Origin of the sequence: Lentibacillus amyloliquefaciens (genome assembly GCF_001307805.1) — a bacterium.
In the GTDB taxonomy this organism is placed as follows: domain Bacteria; phylum Bacillota; class Bacilli; order Bacillales; family Amphibacillaceae; genus Lentibacillus; species Lentibacillus amyloliquefaciens.
The window spans coordinates 965659-980497 of the sequence record NZ_CP013862.1; the positions used below are offsets into that span (position 1 = coordinate 965659).

Consider the following 14839-nt stretch of genomic DNA (forward strand, 5'->3'; position numbering starts at 1 on the left):
TGCTATGTGATTTTATCAGTTGCTAAAACGAGTCTAATTTGAAAATAACTGATGGTTTCATCCGCGTTCTGCTTGATGTCCTTTAGTTTATAGGAATTGGTCTTTTTGATAGCTGTACGAATTTCATCCTGCTCGTCCGGATTCACATATTGCCCCAGCGGGAAAAATGTATCGTATAATGCGATTTCGACCATGTGGTCATAGATTGTATTCAGTTTTAACCGTCGTATGGCTGCGATATCTTCTGCAGCGTAGCCTCTATCCATAAAGTTTTTCGTTTTATTTGCTGAATTCGTTAATTTAGCTTCATCTGGCAAGTCCTGCAAAAATTGCATAAAAAGCGGGTTCATGCTTTCATTTTGGCTGATAAGCATCAGCATGCGATGAATGAGAGATGTCCTGATTAAAGGAACATCCACCTTCTCCAGTCCATATCGTTCAGCAAGCTGAAAACTGCTCATCCCATAATGATTGTAACCTGTCAGGCTATCAACAAAGATGTTTGCTTCTTTTTTGTGAAAATGCTCCAGCAATTGAAATAGTTCACCATAGAGCTGATTTAAAAATGAAGACTTGTTATTCTTCCATAAGTGATATTGTTTTTTAACCCACTCCGTCACTGCTGTTTTATCTATCACCGGAATAAAATTAAAATAGTGCTGCTTGCTGTTTGTCATTGTTTGAATCATCAGAATGAGCCGCTCCCAGAAAACAGGCGCGTGACGGCAGTACTCCATGCCATTAAAGTAATGATCCGGTATATTTCCGGCGTGCTGTTTGAGCCAGCTGTTCCCTTTGCTTGTCGGTATGGCGGTATTCTCTTGTGAGAGTAAAAGAGTATCATTTTTAATCAAATGGTGTATGCGTGCGTCAAAGTCCTGTTTCAATAAAGTGGGATAAATTCCATAAAAATGATTCAACTCATAAATATGAGCATCCTGAACTGTTTGAATTGAACGTTTTCCTTTTAATAAATGAAAGACAGCTGAAGTGCTCCGGTCACCGCGAAATTTGGAACAGCATGAAAGGATGATATAATTAAAGAGCAATGTCTAAAACTCCTTTAACAAAATAATGGCATGCCACTTATTTGTCTGTTATCTCAATCATAACACGTTAGACAGAAGTTGAAATGTAAAAGATACCGTTTTACAATTAATTGTATGGAGCGGGTGAAAGTTCTCGAGCACTGGAGGCAAATTTATGGCTAAATATACAATTATAGATCAGGAAACTTGTATTGCCTGCGGGGCATGCGGCACTACAGCACCAGATATATATGATTATAACGATGAGGCTTTGGCTTACGCCGTTTTGGATGAGAATGAAGGGGCTCGTGAAGTTCCTGGAGAATTGGAAGATGATGTATTAGATGCTTTTGAAGGCTGTCCGACAGATTCGGTTAAAGTTGCTGACAAACCTTTTCATGGTGACCCGCTGAAATTTGAAACATGATAAGCTATGCCGGCTCACAATTTTCCTTCCTCATCTTTCCTGATGACTGAAACAGGTTTTGTTTTCTTCCTGAACAAATTAGACCGATATTTATCCGCAAAACCTCAGTAATTTTCAGCTGATGTTTTGCAGATAAAAACGGTTATTGGCATATTTTATAAAGAAGTGACTGATAATTGGATAGAGAAGGATTATAAATACGGCATTACCGAGGGCATGATTCGTATCGAACGGAAGCCCTGTTAGATAATATGGCCAAAATTTACCCGCGATTGAGTAAGTCGTCAACGAAATGATAAACCCGTATAAGTAACCGCTGAACACTGCGAAAAGGACAATCGCATAAACAGGAATTTTTTTGAAACATTTTCCAATCAAGCCGCTTAATACTCCGATTAAGACCCAGGCGATGACTTGCCAGATTGTCCATATTCCCATACCAAGCAGCATATTTGATAGAAATGTCGTTAACAGGCCAAGTATTGCGGCAGCTACCGGGCCAAGCAGCAGACCACAAATGATAACCAATGACGTGACCGGCTGGACATTCGGAAGAAATACAAATAAACTTCGCCCGACAACAGCAAGTGCCGCCAATAAAGCCAGCAACGTCAGTTTATATGTGTTCATCCAACTATTCCCAGGCCTGAAAGTCAAATGTTACTTCATCGCCAGGTGACAATTCATATTCAGCGGCACCTACATTAGCCATTTCACCATTAACTTCGAAAATCCACGACTTATCTTCCCCTTCCTCAGCGGAAACCCGTTCAATTGAGGTTATAAACTGGTCATCTTGTGCAGTCTCTACATAAAAGTTTTCCTTCATGACATCCATTAAAATAGCGCCTTCTTCAACCTCAATTTCCTGTTCGTCTATATATTCACTGCCATTATCTTTGCTGATTGTAATGCGAACTTCGTTTTCACCAAGTTCACCTTCAGTATTATTTTCTTCTTCAGCAGTTTGTGTGCTGCTTTCATTTGATTCAGATTGCTCTTCCCCGCCTGCGCCACAGCCTGCTAACAATCCAATTACAATCAAAATCGATGCGATGTATAAAAACCATTTATTCATGTCTGGTTCCTCCTGTATTTGTTTTTTTAAGGATAATTGCATGATGGACTCATAAAAACAATAATAAAAACGTATAGACCACGAAAAAGCTGACCTCCTTCAGAGGTCAGCTTGCAAAGACAATCGAAATATACATACGTCATTTATTCAATAACTTTTCGGTTGCCCCAATCGCTTAAATTCCCCGAAGCATTGAAACATCGACATTGGCAGGTCTACTGACTTGTGATTTCATCCTACTTTAAGCCCTTCCCATATGGATTCTTCCATATAGTGGTTAATGCTTATTTCGCTTATCACTCACAGTTGCGAGGACAGTTCCAGAATTTCACTGGATTCCCTTTTAAGCAAAATACACCAAAATCTTCGTCTTATTTAAAATGTCAAAATAATACTATCATAGTCCCGTTACTTTTTCCAATATAAATTTAGCGAACATTCTTATTGCCCATTTATCGGAATTCTGATTTCGAACATCGTCCCCTCATCTATTCTACTGTTAACGGTAATCGTTCCTTCATGTGCCTCAACGATATTTTTAGCGATGGCAAGCCCTAAACCTGTCCCTTTTTTCTTTTCATTTTTAGCACGTGATTTATCCGCTTTATAGAATCGCTCGAAGATGAACGGTATATCTTCTTCAGGTATGCCGCTACCATTATCTTCTATGGAGATATACAATTCTTTTCCTGTCGTTCCGGCAACCACTTTCACATAGCCATTTTCTTTCGTGTGTCTGATGGCGTTATCAATCAAGTTAGTAAACAACTGTTCGATGCGGTCTGCATCAATTGAAATAGTGGAGACTGACAGATTTGTCTCAGAAATTAATTGCACATGACTTTCTTCAGCCATTCCCCCGAACTTTTTGATAATCCGTTCAATATATGATTTCACTTCAATATTTTCTTTATTTAGCTGTGTATGTCCTGCTTCCATGCGGGTCAAATCCAATAATTCATTGACGAGCCTTCCCATCCGGAATGATTCCTCATGGATAATTTGAGCCAGTTCGTTTTTCTCTTCTTTTGACTCAGCTACATCGTCGATTATTGCTTCACTGTATCCCTGCAGCATTGAAATCGGTGTTCGCAATTCATGCGAGACATTGGCAATAAAATCTTTACGCATCTTATCCATTTGTCTTTCTTCGGTCATATCACGGATGACTGCAACTGCTCCACGAATGTAAGTCTGATCATACAACGGCGTCATAATCATGACCCATGTACGCCCTTGACTGTCAATCTCACGGATAACTTCTTTTTCATCTTGAATAACACTTCTTAAAATATCGTTCAATGGTTCAGGCGTTTTATGATTACCACCATTCACTTCCAGACCTTTGTCATAATAAAGGTTTTGAATAAATTGTTCTGCAGGCGGATTTGTTACAAGCATGTCACCATTCCGATTTAATGTAATGACACCATCAGCCATTGAACTGACGATACTTGAGATTTGCTCCTTTTCCTGCCTTAATGCATTGATATGAAATTTAAGCTGTCTTCCCATTCTGTTAAAAGCTATCGCTAATTCACCAATCTCGTCATGCGTCAGAATAGGGACTTTCGTATTGAATTCACCCCGTGTTAAGTCAAGAACTGCCTCGCGCATCTTAATAAGTGGCGATGTGATCCGTGTTGACAGAAAGAATGCGAAAATAACTGTCAAAATGATAGCGATCCCGGCAGCCAGTAAGATTATTTTAGTTGTTTCAGCTTTCGTTTGATTCAGAATATCCAGTGATTGATAGATGAACACAGCTCCGCCCTGATTTATCGGTGTTCCGACAATCATCGCCTCCACGCTGGAGTTTGGCAGGGTGGTTTCTTTTTTAACATTTTCACCATTCGTAAATACGGTCATTAAATCTTCATCTGTACGCAGCCAGTCAGGATTCAGCTCATTTAACCCATCATCTGTACTGCCAGATACGCGGAAGGTTCCATCACCATAAACGACTGCAATACGGCTTACCGGATCTTTAACCAATTGAGCATTTTCAAATGCCAATTCCTGATCATCATGCTGTTCCACCATATCAGACACTTTTGTGGCTGTCTGCATCATATCATTCTCGGCTTCATTGACATGGAATGTTTCAAAAAATTCAAGCAATAAAATAGTCAGAATAAATAATACAAAAGAAACTAGCAATAATATCGTTATTGCTAGCTTACCTACTACACTGCGCCAGAACATTATGCATCATCTACCTCAAATTTATATCCGACACCCCAGACAGTCACAATCATTTCTGCAGCCTGCTTGGATACATGATTCAGTTTTTCCCGAAGTCTTTTCACGTGCGTATCAACGGTTCTTAAATCGCCAAAAAATTCATATTCCCACACTTCCTTAAGCAGCACTTCTCTGCTGAACACTTTATCCGGGGCTTCAGCAAGGAAACATAACAACTCATATTCTTTCGGTGTCAGACTCACTTCGCTGCCCTCAGATGTTACCCGATGTGCATCGTAGTCTATGGTTAAATAGGGAAAAACAATTAAATTTTTTGTTGGTTTCTCTGCTTCATTATACTTGCTGGAAGTAACTCTTCTTAACACGGCTTTGACACGCAATACGACTTCTCGAGGACTGAACGGTTTAACAATATAGTCATCTGTTCCGACTTCAAACCCTTGAACGCGATTTGATTCCTCTCCTTTTGCCGTAAGCATGATAATTGGCGTGTTTTTTTCTTTGCGTAACTCTTTTGTCATTTCAATACCGTCCATCTCGGGCATCATAATATCAAGCAAAATGACATCATAGTCTGCAGCCAATGCGAGGCCTAAAGCCTCTTGTCCATCTGCCGCCTCCTCAACAAGAAAATCTTCTTTTTCAAGATACATGCGTACTAATCTGCGGATACGGTCTTCATCATCTACTACAAGTATTTTTGGATTTTCCTCCATCCAGACTCTCCCCCCAATGCTCAGATTCAAGTGTCGTTATCGTTCATCCGGCGCTTTGTTCACTATGCATAGGAGTGAAGTCCTGCTAAAATCAGGTTCACTGCAATCAGGTTGAACATGATAATCGCAAAACCTACAACAGCAAGCCAGGCCGATTTTTCACCATGCCAACCTCTCGATAAACGCAAATGAAGGAATGCGGCATAGAAAAACCATGTTACCAGGGCCCAAACTTCTTTGGGATCCCAGCCCCAAAAACGGTCCCAGGCAATCTGTGCCCAAATCGATGCAAATATTAAGCCTCCCAAAGTAAATACCGGAAAACCGATAGCAACTGCTCGATAAGATACTTCATCCAGCATATCAGGTTTTGCTTTTTTCAGGAAGGGCTGAATAGCTGCTCCAATTCGTTTTCGCAGAATCAGCCGGAGTAAACCGTATAATACCAGTCCGGTCAGCACTGACCAAATAAGTGTATTGAATTTGCGCGCAGCATCAACACCTTGCATCCATCCCGGAGCAGCAAATAATGGTTCCATCCGGTCGCCTGTCAATAATTCTCCTTCATTCGGGCCGGCAATCGGCGGTAAATGGTAATCGGTTGTCATCGTCTGTCCATTAGCTGCTGAGTACTCGAATTCCGCACTGTAGCCCGATATGTTAAACGCTGCCGATATCAGACTGAATCCGACAAAAATAAACAGACCAATCAAGATGACTTCAAGCCATGTGGTGCGTTTCGTCCTGACTGTTTGATCGATTTGCCTGATCAAATAGATGAGTCCGGCTACAAAGCTGATCGACAATATGGCCTCGCCTAAGGCAACGGTTGTAACGTGTATATACAACCAGTTACTTTGCAATGACGGGACCAATGGCGCAATTTCGGTCGGGAATACACTTGCAAACGCAATCACAATCATAGCAATCGGAAGGGCAAACAATCCCAATATATTTAACTTATAGATAAAGTAAATGATAATAAACGCAAATACCAATCCCATGCCAAAAAACGTCATAAATTCAAACATGTTACTGACGGGGGCATGTCCGCTCGCTATCCATCTTGTAATAAAGTATACAATCTGGGCCAGAAAACCGATGATAGTGAGCGTAATTCCAATTTTACCGCTTATACCTTCCTTGGTTTTTTTATTTTTTTGCCTGATTGTCGCGCCAAAGAATAAGGTGGCAATTAAATACAGGACGAATGCTGCATAGAGCATTGTGCTGCTTATATTTACTAAAGAATCCATTTATATCCTCCTTCAGCTGTGCCATTTCAGCTATTCAAGTTCCTGCTGATCGTCAACCATTTTCACATTGGTGTCTTCTATTGCATATTCAATATCCTTCTTAAGTCCAAACCAGTTTTTATTGGTATGACCGGCCAGTATGATACCTTCATCTTCAGGATTCAGCCATATTCTCCGATGCTGCCAGTACATCCCTTGAATAACACCAATCATGAAGATAGCTGCTCCAATTATAAAGAATGGCAACGTATGATCCACCCTCACGGTCAACCCGCTCGCGTAACGCGTGTCAAAATCCTGGACACCCAGTTTATAATCGTTTTCTCCTGATGCGTCAACGTTTCTGCCAATTCCAACAAAACTCATTTCAGGTTCTTCATTATCAGGAGGATGGACAGTAAACACAAAAGCAGGATTTCTTGGATAATTCGTTTTGGATCTTGGCTCTCCTTCGTCAAGCTCATAATCCGGATAGTATTGGCTGAGAACAACCCGGAAGCCATTATCAAGCGTATATTCGTCTTTAGGGTCTGTCAAATCTACTTGAAATTCACCGAGTGATGTTTCCTCAGAATCATTTGTTTCATGTATTTTAAATGACATGCTTTCAAATTCATTCTGTTGATAACCGGCTTGGTACAGCGTATAGCCATCAAATTTCAATGGATGATTCATACGTATTTCTTCTTCAGTGACTTTTTCCAGTTCCGGTTCAGCCCCTGCAATATTTTCACCGGTCTCTTTATAAATGACGGCGTTTGTCTGAAAGTTTTTTTCGACCATGCCCTCTTGCTGAATTGCTTCCTGGAACCGTTCATCATTTTCATCATACGTTTCTAAAATAAATTCCTTGTTTTCAATGTGATATTCACTGTCTGTTCCAGGGATAACGGTCGTTTCGCCTTCCCGAACCCAGACATATTCATCCATATACATAAACGGAGTCATACGAAGCAGTGCTGCAATTAGAATGATAATCAGACCAATATGGTTGACGTATGGACCCCACCGTGAAAATCGTCCCTTTTCCGCCAGTATGTGGCCTTTTTCTTCACGTATTTTATAATGCTTTTTCTTTAGCTTGGAGACAACTGCTGATTTATCGTCATCTGTTATTTGGTCGGTTTTGCTAAACAGACGCTGCCGTTTCAGAAACTGGGCATGACGCCTTGGTTTTTGACGTTTTAATGCTTTAAACAAAGGGACAAATCGATCAATACTGCAAATAACAAGTGAAATACCGATTAGTGCAATCAGCAGCAAGTACCACCAGGAACTGTACAGATTATGAAAACCAAGTTGGTAATATATCTGCCCCATAATACCATACGTCGCTTCATAATAAACAGACGGGTCACGATTGGCTGCCCCTGCCGGTATGTATTGTTCCTGCGGGAAGATGGTTCCGGCACCTGAGGCCAGCAGTGCAAGGACAATCAGCCAAACGCCAACTTTGACAGAAGAAAAGAAATTCCATATTTTATCAACAATCGATTTATTATAAGTCTGTGATCTGCGGGCACTTCCTTCATAACGCATATTTAACAGTTTCCGCTGATCGTTACCATCAATATGCTGGTTTTCTTCCACCGGTTTGCCGCATGCTTCACAGAGGACGGTACCCTCAGGATTAACATGCCCGCACTCACACTTTATTTTTTGCATTCATATCCCTCACAATTGGTGCAGTCGCAACATCTATTGTTCCGGCTGTATCTGCTGCAGATAACCTTCTATTTTATCAAGCGTCAGTCCGCCCTCTACCACTTCAACGATTTCCCTCTCAGGGTTGATAAAGAATGTTGTCGGCAAAGGTCCCACTTGATAAGTGTTCATGACTTCTTCATTTGAATCATACGGCACAGGGAAAGTCAAATCATATTTATTAATAAACCGGTCCACAACAAATTGAGTTGTATCAAGATTGACTGCGATTATTTCCACGCCTTTTTCCTTATATTCCGGATAGAGTGATTCCATATAGGGCATCTCATCTTCACATGGTTCACACCATGTCCCCCAAAAATTCAACATGACACCCTTTCCCTCCAGTTCGCTTAACTGAATGGTTTCTTTCTCGTTATTCTTATTAATTTGTTCAAGCTTAAAATCCGGGGCTTGTGTGCCTGCTCTGACTTCTGTTTGATCTTTCGTAAAGTTGGATGCTAAAGCGTATATAACTGCAACTAGCAAGACAGCCAATACAACCGTCCTGAAAATAAGACGCTGTTTTTTCTTATGCTGTTTGTTGCCTTTTGCCACTGGTCCACTCATTGGTTGCTCACTCCCAAGGCTATTATATCATGTAAGCAATAAGTTAAATTTGTCTATTGTTTAACAATTTAATCACTCGCCAATAAACGCATTTTTTTTACTTCATGCGGAGTAAGTGCCCGGGAGTCTCCGGGCTGCATATGATTAAGCGTCAATAGACCATATTTTTCCCGTTTCAGTTTGGAAACAGGATAGCCTAACACATCCATCATCCGTCTGATATGTCTGTTTTTTCCCTCATGCAGGGTCATTTCGACGATCATTGTGTTCTTTTGCCTGTTGACTTCTAAAATGTTGTAATTAACAATTTTTAACAGATCATCTCCTTCACGAACACCTTTCCGCAGTTTATTAAGTTCGCGCTTGTCGGGTATCCCCTTAATTTTTGCCACATAGACTTTATCGATGCCATAGCTTGGATGCATCAGTAAATTGGCAAAATCCCCGTCATTTGTTAAAAGAAGAATCCCTGATGTATCATAATCAAGCCTGCCGATTGGGTAAATGCGCTCGTCTACTTCACCCAGATAATCTGTTACGACTTTTCTGCCTTTATCGTCATGAATGCTTGAAATGACACCCCGTGGTTTATAAAGCATATAATATACAGGTTCTTCCTTTTCAAGAAGGACTCCATTTACTTCAAGATCATCCTGTGGCGATACTTTTGTTCCCAGTTCGGTCACTATTTTTTTGTTAACTTTCACTTTGCCTTCCGTAATTAGCTTTTCTGCTTTTCTCCGGGAAGTCACTCCGCTTTGAGCAATTACTTTTTGAAGTCGTTCTTTTGAATTTGTCATTTTATCACCATATTTTTTTATTCTTTTCATAATAGAAGCGTTAACCATATGTTAACGCTTATCTGAGAAGTTTATCCAAAAATTAACGTTACGATGATTACCGAAGCAATTATACCAACAAGATCAGCTAATAGTCCAACTTTAAGTGCGTATTTCATTTTTTTGATCCCGACCGCCCCGAAATAAATCGTCAAGATGTATAAAGTGGTGTCTGTACTCCCTTGCATAGTTGAGGCCAATCTGCCGATAAACGAATCCGGGCCGTGTGTTCCGATGATTTCTGTTGTCATACCCAATGCAGCTGTACCCGAAATTGGCCTGACCATCGCTAATGGTATGATTTCCGGCGGGACACCGATGAAAATAAGAAAAGGTGAAATTAGTTCAATAAATGCATTAAGGGCACCTGAACTTCGTAAAATTGAAATGGCTACAATCATCCCTACTAAAAAAGGAAGCAAGGAAAATGCCATTTTGACACCATCTTTTCCTCCTTCCACAAACATTTCATATGTTGGTACACGTCTCCAGGTGGCCACAAACAGCACAATCAGAATAAAACACGGGATCAGCCAGGTGCTGAGTGTTGTGAGAATACTCATGTCTTTGTCCTCCTGAGGTCTCTGTAATAAAAAATACGGTCAATGATTAATGCGCATATTGATGAAATAAGTGTGGCAATCATCGTTGTACCAACAATTTCAGTCGGAGAAACAGAATCGTATTGCATCCTTATTGATATAACTGTCGTTGGGATGATCGTTAAACTGGATGTATTTATTGCCAAAAAAGTAATCATTGAACGTGAAGCAGTGTCGGTTCCACTTAATTCCTTCATCTGTTCCATTGCCTTAATCCCCATTGGAGTGGCAGCATTTCCCAGGCCAAAAATATTAGCGGTAATATTTGATAATATATAGCCCATTGCCGGATGGTCCTTTGGTATTTCCGGAAATATTTTAATAATAACCGGTCTGAATACTTTGGCTAGAAAACTTAAAATACCGGCTTCTTCTGCAACTTTCATAATCCCAAGCCAAAAAACAAGTATGCTGATCAGACCGATTGATAACGTAACAGCTTCTTCTGCACTTTCAAATAAAGCTTGATTAACGTCGTCCATCGTTCCATTGAACATAGCATAAACAATGCCGATTCCAGCCATTAAAGCCCATATGATGTTAACCATTTGGAACAAACCCTGTCATTCGCAAATAAACTGACACGATATCGCTTAATAAATCCGATTTGTCCCGCTCAGAGTAAATCGGTGACTCTGTAACCGGCACAGAATCAACGAAATAAATCGTTTTTCCAATAACATCACTTGCGGAACGTGGATTTTTATGCAAAATGAATGATTTGCTTTGAATTTGGTTCTGTTCACTTATTTTAAGCGGCAAGGTAATATCATGGTGCAAGTAGCCTTTAACTTGAGAGCCTGTATCTGCAATCTGATAAATACTTTCACCTTTTTGGTCGATAGTTGTCATTTTGAATTGATCAAATCCCCATTCAAACATACCGATATGATCACGCCAATCATCAGGTCCGTTCAGTGTCACAGCAATCAGTTCCATATTTTCCTTTAGGGCAGAGCTCACGAGTGTTCTTCCTGCGATTCTGGTGTAACCGGTTTTTCCTCCATTTGAATAGTCATACATGCCTGTCAGTAGTTTGTTTTTGTTTTGCCAAGAGTAGGCACGATTATCCGGCTTATAATTTGCAGTGTTCGTTACTTGCCTGAATTGTTCATTATTCATTGCATAACGCATCAAAAGAGCCATATCATAAGCGGTGGAATAGTGATTATCAGAATCGAGTCCGTGCGGGTTATCAAATGAAGTGTTTGTCATCCCAATCCATTCTGCTTTTTGGTTCATTAAATGTACAAACCCTTCCATACTCCCGCCGATTTCCTCGCTGATGGCGATTGCTGCATCATTCCCTGAACGCAGCATTAAGCCGTAAACAAGATCTTTCAATTTTATTTTTTCACCTTTTTCCAAATAAATGGAGGATCCGGGAGCATTAACCGCACGATTGCTAACGACTACAGTATCATTCAATTTCCCTGATTCAATTGCAATAATTGCCGTCATGATCTTTGTAATACTTGCAATGGATTGCTTTTGATCGGCTTGTTTTTCATATAACACCCTGCCCGAAGACTGTTCGATCAAAATGGCGTTATTTGCTGAAACATCCGGGGCAGATACTGCCTGTCCAGCTGCCGGAATTAAAAAACTGCCGATAAGAAGACACACAAGTGCCACTATTGTATAACGCATACATTTTCCTCCTGCAGACGTTTAAGTTTGTCTATACAGTTTATGCATGTCATCACAAAGGATATGACCGGAAAAGACTGAGCTATTTATCTTAAGTAATGACGCTTTTTGTAAATTTTATTGCTCATTAACCTTCGCAGTCGATATAAACTGCGACGTAAGTGCTATGTTGATTTCCGTTCCGGGCAGTCGCGCACCTAAGGTAACGCTTCAGCCTCCTCTGAAGCAAAAAGCGCTTCCTGCTCAGGTCTAGCTGCCCGCTTTTCCCGCAGGAGTCGACTGCCCTCCACTTCAATCAACGCCGCGATAGCGAAGGAAATACACTCCAGACTCCTGCGGGAAGCGAAAACGAAGAGACCCCACAGCGAGCGTTCTTTGCGAGCGAGGAGGCTCAGCGCGCGCCCGCGGAAAGCGAAGTGTATTTCCGGAGGGGTGTCACAAACATCAGCCTTTTAGAAAACCGGCTAACCAAAAAACGTTTTTGGACAATTTACCTCGCTGATTTCAATATTAAAAAATCCTTACTGATTCAAGCAAGGATCGGATGAAATATAGGAAAGTACTGAAAGCTTTTATGACTGCCGGCTGTCTTCAATCTGTTCTGAGAATTTGTCAAAAAACAGATCTGCTTCCTCTTCTTCTAATTGATTTGTGTTGGCATCCTCCGGCAGTGGAGGTAATTCGTCAAGGGAAGTCAATCCAAAATAGGCAAGAAAATCCCTGGTCGTCGAAAACAATCTCGGCCGTCCAGCCCCTTCTTTTCGTCCGACTTCTTCAATCAATGACCTGGAAATAAGCGTCTGAACCGGCCTATCGCTTTTCACACCGCGTATGTCTTCAATTTCAGTTTTGGTAATTGGCTGCTTATAAGCGATAATTGCCAAGGTTTCTAGAGCAGCTTGCGACATTCTTGCAGACGGTGGTGTTTCCAGCAGTGTCGTTAGATAAGGACTGTGTTCAGGTTTAGTAGTCAATTGAAATACATCATGTGAATGCATCATTTGAATGCCGCGATTCGTGCTTTCGTAATCACTTTTTAATTCTTCCAGCAAACTCTCCGCTGTTTGATCTTGGACTTTGAGCACGCGTGCCAACTGCTTAATAGTTATGCCTTCATCCCCGCTGGCAAATAGTAATCCTTCTGTGACCGCTTTTAGTTCATTCATTTCCACGTTTATCCTCCATAAATAAAACATACAGCTGTTCGAAATGGTTTTTCTGTATGCACATGACTTCATTATTTTTCATCAATTCCAGTATCGCCATAAATGTGACAACAATATGGGATTTGGATGGATACTCAAACAGCTCATCAAATGCAATGCCGCTACTTGAATATTTCACTTTATCCAGTACTTCTGTCATCCGTTGCTCAATCGGAATTTCACTGCTTTTTACCCTTGTTTCGAGCGGTTCATGCCATTTTTTGCGCTCAAACATTTTTCCCAGAGCATCGATCATTTCATAAACGGAGATATCCCCTTTAACAGCTGGAGGTTTCGTCTCCGGGTATTCCAAAAATACCGGGGAGCGGCTAAAAACCTGGTTTGCTTCCATTTCTTTATCCTCCAGGTTTTTCGCGGCATCCTTGTATTTTCGATATTCAATCAACCGTTGCATCAGCTCTTCGCGAGGGTCCTCCATGTATGCTTCATCAGATTCGTCAATTTCCTGCTTAGGCAGAAGCATCTGACTTTTGAGGACAAGCAATGTGGAAGCCATCACCAAATAATCACTGGCAACGTTCAGTTCAAGATATTGCATCGTATGGATATAATCCATGTATTGTTCAGTGATCTTGGCCACAGGAATATCATAGATATCAATTTCGTATTGGTTAATCAAGTGAAGCAGCAAATCAAGAGGCCCTTCGAACGTATCTAGTTTAACCTGATAGGATTGATGCATGACAAGCCCTCCTCTCCCTCTCACCTATATGAAAATTCTATTTTACAGGGATGTACTTCGCTGAAACAACCTGCAATAATCAAATCCGGGTCGCAACAAGCTATGTAAAAAACGTTTTATCATAATTCCATTAGTAAAATCAGCGAAAACTGAACTAAATGCCTATACAACTTGGCTCTTGGCATCATAAGTTATTAATGTAAGATAAATGTTACCAAAAAAACATTTATTCGTTAAGCAATAAAGGAGGAATTTCATTATGAGTTATGGCTATGGCGGAGGATTTTCGCTTATCGTAGTATTGTTTATTCTTCTGATTATCGTCGGCGCTACATGGATGTAATTGTTCCACCCACGCTGAATCAACACAGGCAAAAAAAATGATCTTCACAAATAAGAGCCATCCCTTGAATAGAGATGGCTCTTATTTTTACTCATTTTGCTGTTTTTCTTCTGTACATTTATTTAAAAAGTGTTGTGTTGAATCATCGGCGCATACTGCATATTTCTCACCATACATCCGCTGTATTTCATCCACCATCTTTTTGCCGATTCCCGAATTACGGTGCGAAGGGTTAACAGATATATGCTGAACAACTGCGTTAATGTTGTTTTCGATACGGACACCGATAGCCCCAAGAACATCTTCTTCCTTCCACAGGAAGAGACTCCAGTCCGGGTTTGTTTCATATTCTTTAATTGTCTGCTGCAGTTTTTTGACATCCTTTCCCTCAGGCATAAAGGAAAGCAGACCCATTGCTATCTTTTCATAATTCTTTTTATACCGTATAAACATACATATCCCTCATTATGATAAAAACTTACCATTACAAAAGAGCGAACCATTCATTTTAAT

Annotated in this window: 17 protein-coding genes and 1 riboswitch; of the genes, 2 read left to right on the top strand and 15 right to left on the bottom strand. The window is 40.6% G+C overall.

From position 1 onward, the window contains the following. Positions 1–2: 2 nt before the first annotated feature. Complete coding sequence (locus AOX59_RS04800) at positions 3–1049, bottom strand: YpbB family protein (protein ID WP_068442608.1); 1047 nt, start codon at positions 1047–1049, stop codon at positions 3–5. Between the two features lie 154 nt (positions 1050–1203). On the opposite strand from AOX59_RS04800, the gene AOX59_RS04805 reads away from it, so the two are divergent. Next, complete coding sequence (locus AOX59_RS04805) at positions 1204–1455, top strand: ferredoxin (protein WP_068442611.1); 252 nt, start codon at positions 1204–1206, stop codon at positions 1453–1455. A gap of 114 nt (positions 1456–1569) precedes the next feature. Here the strand turns inward: AOX59_RS04805 and AOX59_RS04810 are convergent, their stop codons facing one another. The 13 genes from AOX59_RS04810 to AOX59_RS04870 form a co-directional block, all read right to left on the bottom strand. Next, complete coding sequence (locus AOX59_RS04810) at positions 1570–2085, bottom strand: ECF transporter S component (protein ID WP_068442613.1); 516 nt, start codon at positions 2083–2085, stop codon at positions 1570–1572. A gap of 4 nt (positions 2086–2089) precedes the next feature. After that, a complete protein-coding gene (locus AOX59_RS04815) occupies positions 2090–2533 on the bottom strand; it encodes a DUF4430 domain-containing protein (RefSeq protein ID WP_068442617.1) in 444 nt (147 codons plus the stop codon). A gap of 191 nt (positions 2534–2724) precedes the next feature. Continuing rightward, positions 2725–2910: riboswitch (cobalamin riboswitch) on the bottom strand. A gap of 64 nt (positions 2911–2974) precedes the next feature. Beyond that, positions 2975–4738, bottom strand: coding sequence for an ATP-binding protein (locus tag AOX59_RS04820; RefSeq protein WP_068442620.1), 1764 nt, complete (start codon positions 4736–4738; stop codon positions 2975–2977). Continuing rightward, a complete protein-coding gene (locus AOX59_RS04825; RefSeq protein ID WP_068442622.1) occupies positions 4738–5454 on the bottom strand; it encodes a response regulator transcription factor in 717 nt (238 codons plus the stop codon). The genes AOX59_RS04820 and AOX59_RS04825 overlap by 1 nt, the downstream gene beginning before the upstream one ends. Positions 5455–5516: 62 nt before the next feature. Further along, on the bottom strand, positions 5517–6710 hold the full coding sequence (gene ccsB / locus AOX59_RS04830) for a c-type cytochrome biogenesis protein CcsB (protein ID WP_068442624.1): 1194 nt from the start codon (positions 6708–6710) through the stop codon (positions 5517–5519). Positions 6711–6740: 30 nt separating this feature from the next. Further along, positions 6741–8375, bottom strand: a complete 1635-nt coding sequence (resB, locus tag AOX59_RS04835; RefSeq protein WP_068442628.1) for a cytochrome c biogenesis protein ResB — start codon at positions 8373–8375, stop codon at positions 6741–6743. A 33-nt stretch (positions 8376–8408) separates the two neighbouring features. Next, on the bottom strand, positions 8409–8984 hold the full coding sequence (gene resA, locus AOX59_RS04840; protein WP_068442631.1) for a thiol-disulfide oxidoreductase ResA: 576 nt from the start codon (positions 8982–8984) through the stop codon (positions 8409–8411). A gap of 68 nt (positions 8985–9052) precedes the next feature. After that, entirely contained in the window at positions 9053–9784 is a 732-nt protein-coding gene (locus AOX59_RS04845; RefSeq protein WP_068448148.1) for a pseudouridine synthase, read from the bottom strand. Between the two features lie 71 nt (positions 9785–9855). Then, positions 9856–10386: a spore maturation protein gene (locus AOX59_RS04850; RefSeq protein ID WP_068442634.1), complete on the bottom strand. Its 531-nt coding sequence runs from the start codon at positions 10384–10386 to the stop codon at positions 9856–9858. After that, positions 10383–10973 carry a nucleoside recognition domain-containing protein gene (locus tag AOX59_RS04855; protein ID WP_068442636.1) on the bottom strand — a complete coding sequence of 197 codons (591 nt, stop codon included), beginning with the start codon at positions 10971–10973 and terminating at the stop codon, positions 10383–10385. Before AOX59_RS04855 ends, AOX59_RS04850 begins: the two co-directional genes overlap by 4 nt. Continuing rightward, positions 10966–12075, bottom strand: a complete 1110-nt coding sequence (locus tag AOX59_RS04860; protein WP_068442639.1) for a D-alanyl-D-alanine carboxypeptidase family protein — start codon at positions 12073–12075, stop codon at positions 10966–10968. The genes AOX59_RS04855 and AOX59_RS04860 overlap by 8 nt, the downstream gene beginning before the upstream one ends. Positions 12076–12647: 572 nt before the next feature. Then, a complete protein-coding gene (scpB, locus tag AOX59_RS04865; RefSeq protein ID WP_068442642.1) occupies positions 12648–13247 on the bottom strand; it encodes an SMC-Scp complex subunit ScpB in 600 nt (199 codons plus the stop codon). Beyond that, a complete protein-coding gene (locus AOX59_RS04870; RefSeq protein ID WP_068442645.1) occupies positions 13234–13983 on the bottom strand; it encodes a segregation/condensation protein A in 750 nt (249 codons plus the stop codon). The genes scpB and AOX59_RS04870 overlap by 14 nt, the downstream gene beginning before the upstream one ends. 259 nt (positions 13984–14242) lie before the next feature. On the opposite strand from AOX59_RS04870, the gene AOX59_RS04875 reads away from it, so the two are divergent. Further along, entirely contained in the window at positions 14243–14326 is an 84-nt protein-coding gene (locus tag AOX59_RS04875) for a YjcZ family sporulation protein (protein ID WP_068442647.1), read from the top strand. Between the two features lie 87 nt (positions 14327–14413). Here AOX59_RS04875 and AOX59_RS04880 read toward each other — a convergent pair whose 3' ends face one another. Next, positions 14414–14779, bottom strand: coding sequence for a GNAT family N-acetyltransferase (locus AOX59_RS04880; protein WP_068442650.1), 366 nt, complete (start codon positions 14777–14779; stop codon positions 14414–14416). Positions 14780–14839: the final 60 nt, after the last annotated feature.

What these genes read in the sequence shown, in the direction of transcription:
- AOX59_RS04810 (WP_068442613.1), bottom strand. Translation starts at nt 2,085, where the DNA reads ATGAACACATATAAACTGACGTTGCTGGCTTTATTGGCGGCACTTGCT.
- resB (WP_068442628.1), bottom strand. Translation starts at nt 8,375, where the DNA reads ATGCAAAAAATAAAGTGTGAGTGCGGGCATGTTAATCCTGAGGGTACC.
- AOX59_RS04860 (WP_068442639.1), bottom strand. Translation starts at nt 12,075, where the DNA reads ATGCGTTATACAATAGTGGCACTTGTGTGTCTTCTTATCGGCAGTTTT.
- AOX59_RS04880 (WP_068442650.1), bottom strand. Translation starts at nt 14,779, where the DNA reads ATGTTTATACGGTATAAAAAGAATTATGAAAAGATAGCAATGGGTCTG.
- AOX59_RS04850 (WP_068442634.1), bottom strand. Translation starts at nt 10,386, where the DNA reads ATGAGTATTCTCACAACACTCAGCACCTGGCTGATCCCGTGTTTTATT.
- AOX59_RS04855 (WP_068442636.1), bottom strand. Translation starts at nt 10,973, where the DNA reads ATGGTTAACATCATATGGGCTTTAATGGCTGGAATCGGCATTGTTTAT.
- AOX59_RS04845 (WP_068448148.1), bottom strand. Translation starts at nt 9,784, where the DNA reads ATGACAAATTCAAAAGAACGACTTCAAAAAGTAATTGCTCAAAGCGGA.
- AOX59_RS04805 (WP_068442611.1), top strand. Translation starts at nt 1,204, where the DNA reads ATGGCTAAATATACAATTATAGATCAGGAAACTTGTATTGCCTGCGGG.
- AOX59_RS04815 (WP_068442617.1), bottom strand. Translation starts at nt 2,533, where the DNA reads ATGAATAAATGGTTTTTATACATCGCATCGATTTTGATTGTAATTGGA.
- ccsB (WP_068442624.1), bottom strand. Translation starts at nt 6,710, where the DNA reads ATGGATTCTTTAGTAAATATAAGCAGCACAATGCTCTATGCAGCATTC.
- AOX59_RS04875 (WP_068442647.1), top strand. Translation starts at nt 14,243, where the DNA reads ATGAGTTATGGCTATGGCGGAGGATTTTCGCTTATCGTAGTATTGTTT.
- resA (WP_068442631.1), bottom strand. Translation starts at nt 8,984, where the DNA reads ATGAGTGGACCAGTGGCAAAAGGCAACAAACAGCATAAGAAAAAACAG.
- AOX59_RS04870 (WP_068442645.1), bottom strand. Translation starts at nt 13,983, where the DNA reads ATGCATCAATCCTATCAGGTTAAACTAGATACGTTCGAAGGGCCTCTT.
- AOX59_RS04820 (WP_068442620.1), bottom strand. Translation starts at nt 4,738, where the DNA reads ATGTTCTGGCGCAGTGTAGTAGGTAAGCTAGCAATAACGATATTATTG.
- AOX59_RS04825 (WP_068442622.1), bottom strand. Translation starts at nt 5,454, where the DNA reads ATGGAGGAAAATCCAAAAATACTTGTAGTAGATGATGAAGACCGTATC.